Genomic DNA, 2,616 nt, shown 5'->3' with positions numbered 1-2,616 from the left:
GGATCTGCGCCTGGATGGTCACGTCCAGCGCCGTGGTCGGCTCGTCGGCGATGACGAGGTCGGGCCCGTGCAGCAGCGCGATGGCGATCGCCACGCGCTGGCGCATGCCGCCCGACAGCTGGTGCGGGTAGGCGCGCAGCCTGTCGTCGGGGCTGGGAATGCCCATCAGCGCCAGCGTGTCGCGCGACAGGGCGCGGGCCTCGGCGGTGGTGGCGCGGCGGTGGGCCTTGACGGCCTCGATCATCTGCGTGTCCACGCGCAGCACCGGGTTGAGCGTGGCCATCGGGTCCTGGAAGATCATGGCGATGCGGTTGCCCTGCAGCGCGCGCCGCTCGGCGGCCGGCAGCGTCGTGAGGTCGCGGCCCTGGAACAGCACTTGCCCGCCCTCCACGCGGCCGGGCGGATCGACCAGCCCCATGATCGAAAAGCCGGTGACGGATTTGCCCGAGCCCGACTCGCCCACCAGGCCCAGCACCTTGCCGCGCCCGAGCGTGAACGACACGCCGTCCACCACCGGCAGCACGCCGGCGCGGGTGTGAAAGCGCGTGCGCAGATCGCGCACCTCCAGCGTGGGAACGCTGGCGGGCACCGCGGCAGCGGACGCCGGGATCGGGGAAGACGATGCGGTGCCCATCATTTCTGCAGCCTCGGGTTGAGCACGTCGCGCAGCTGGTCGCCCACGAGGTTGATCGCGACGATGGTGAACAGCAGCGCCAGGCCGGGAAAGAAGCTGATCCAGTATTCGTTGGACAGCAGGTACTGGTAGCCGTTGGAGATCAGGAGGCCCAGCGAGGGCTCGGTGATCGGCACGCCCAGGCCCAGGAACGACAGCGTGGCCTCCAGCGTGATGGCGCGCGCCACCTGCAGCGCGCCGATCACCAAGAGCGGCGGCAGGCAGTTGGGCAGGATGTGCCCGGTGACGATGCGCCAGCCCGGAATGCCCTGGCCGCGCGCGGCCTCCACGTATTCGCGGCGCGCCTCCACCAGCGCCTGGCCGCGCGCCGTGCGGGCGTAGTAGGCCCACTCCAGCAGCACCAGCGTAAGCACCACGTTGCCCACGCCCTTGCCCACGTAGGCCAGGATCATCAGCGCCATGAGGATGGTCGGGAACGACAGCAGCAGGTCGACCACGCGCATCAGCAGCGCATCGACCTTGCCGCCCGCGTAGGCCGCGAGCAGCCCCACCAGCGTGCCGATCACCGCCGCCACCACGGCCGAGCCCACGCCCACCAGCAGGCTGATGCGCAGGCCGTACACGATGGCCGAGTACAGGTCGCGCCCCTGCCCGTCCGTGCCCAGCCAGTAGGTGAAGGTGCCCTCGGCGTTGGCCGCGCCGGGCTTCAGGCGCGCATCCAGCACGTCGAGCTGCATCAGGTCGTAGGGGTTCTGCGGCGTGATCCAGGGCGCGGCCAGCGCCGCGATCACCACCAGCGCCAGCACGGCCAGCGCGGCGGCCGCGGTGCGCGAGCGCAGAAAGTCCGCCGCCACGCGGTACCAGATCGACCGGTCGTCGAAGCCCCGCGCCACGGGAGCGTCGGGCGAAACCACAGGCTGCGTCATGCCGCGCCCTCCACCCGGGCGCGCGGGTCCAGCAGGCGGTAGAGCACGTCCACCACCAGGTTGAGCGTCACGAAGATCACGACCACCACCATCAGGTAGGCCACCACCACGGGGCGGTCCAGGCTGTTGATGCTGTCCAGGATCAGCTTGCCCGCACCGGGCCACGCGAAGATGCTCTCCGTCACCACCGCATAGGCGATGGTCGAGCCCAGCTCCAGGCCCAGCACCGTGACGAGCGGAATCAGCGTGTTGCGCAGCACGTGCATGCACATCACCCGCGCGGGCGACAGGCCCTTGGCGCGCGCGAACTTCACGAAGTCCTGCGGCAGCACCTCGCGCACGCCGGCCCGCGTGAGCCGCAGCACCAGCGAGATCTTGAACAGCGCCAGGTTGAACGCCGGCAGCGCCAGGTGCTGCAGGCCATCGAGCGTGAGGAACGACCACGGCACGCCGAACAGCTCGCGCGTGGCGCCGCGGCCGCTGGCGGGCATCCACCCCAGCTGCACGCTGAACACCATGATGAGCATCAGCGCCACCCAGAACGCCGGCAGCGAAAAGCCCGCGATGCTGACCGCCATGAGCGCCTTGGACACCGCGCTGTCCGGCCGCATGCCGGCATAAAGCCCCAGCGGCACGCCCAGCACCACCGCCAGCACCAGCGCGGCCAGGGCCAGCTCCAGCGTGGCGGGCAGGCGCTGCAGGATCAGGCGCACGGCATCTTCCTGGTACACGAAGCTCTTGCCCAGGCTGCCGTGCAGCGCGCCGTCGATGAAGGCCAGGTACTGGCGCCACAGCGGCTGGTCGAGCCCCAGCCGCGCGATGGCGGCCAGGCGCTCCTGCTGGTTCATGTCGTCGCCGATCAGGATGTCCACCGGGTTGCCGATGGCGTGCAGGCCCACGAACACGATCACCGTCATGGCCAACACCACCAGCAGCGCCTGGCCCAGGCGGCGCAGCAGCCAGCCGGTCATGGCCGCAGGGCCGCGGGCGGCCGCGAGCGCTTCAAGGCAAAAAGGCCTCCAGTGCAATATCCACTAGGGCATATAGCTATTATTT

The 2,616-nt window shown here is 70.3% G+C and carries 3 protein-coding genes; all 3 read right to left on the bottom strand.

Annotated elements, in window-relative coordinates:
• On the bottom strand, positions 1 to 637 hold a 637-nt coding region (locus AC27IO_RS22760), incomplete at its 3' end, for an ABC transporter ATP-binding protein (protein WP_498740916.1).
• Positions 634 to 1,560 carry an ABC transporter permease gene (locus AC27IO_RS22755; RefSeq protein WP_272567310.1) on the bottom strand — a complete coding sequence of 309 codons (927 nt, stop codon included), beginning with the start codon at positions 1,558 to 1,560 and terminating at the stop codon, positions 634 to 636. The genes AC27IO_RS22755 and AC27IO_RS22760, both read right to left, overlap by 4 nt.
• Complete coding sequence (locus tag AC27IO_RS22750) at positions 1,557 to 2,531, bottom strand: ABC transporter permease (RefSeq protein ID WP_284426666.1); 975 nt, start codon at positions 2,529 to 2,531, stop codon at positions 1,557 to 1,559. The genes AC27IO_RS22755 and AC27IO_RS22750 overlap by 4 nt, the downstream gene beginning before the upstream one ends.
• Positions 2,532 to 2,616 lie beyond the last annotated feature (85 nt).

The organism is Acidovorax sp. KNOB132, assembly GCF_057541515.1.
The sequence above is the reverse complement of the archived record's forward strand: the minus strand, read 5'-3'. Positions and strand labels throughout refer to the sequence as shown.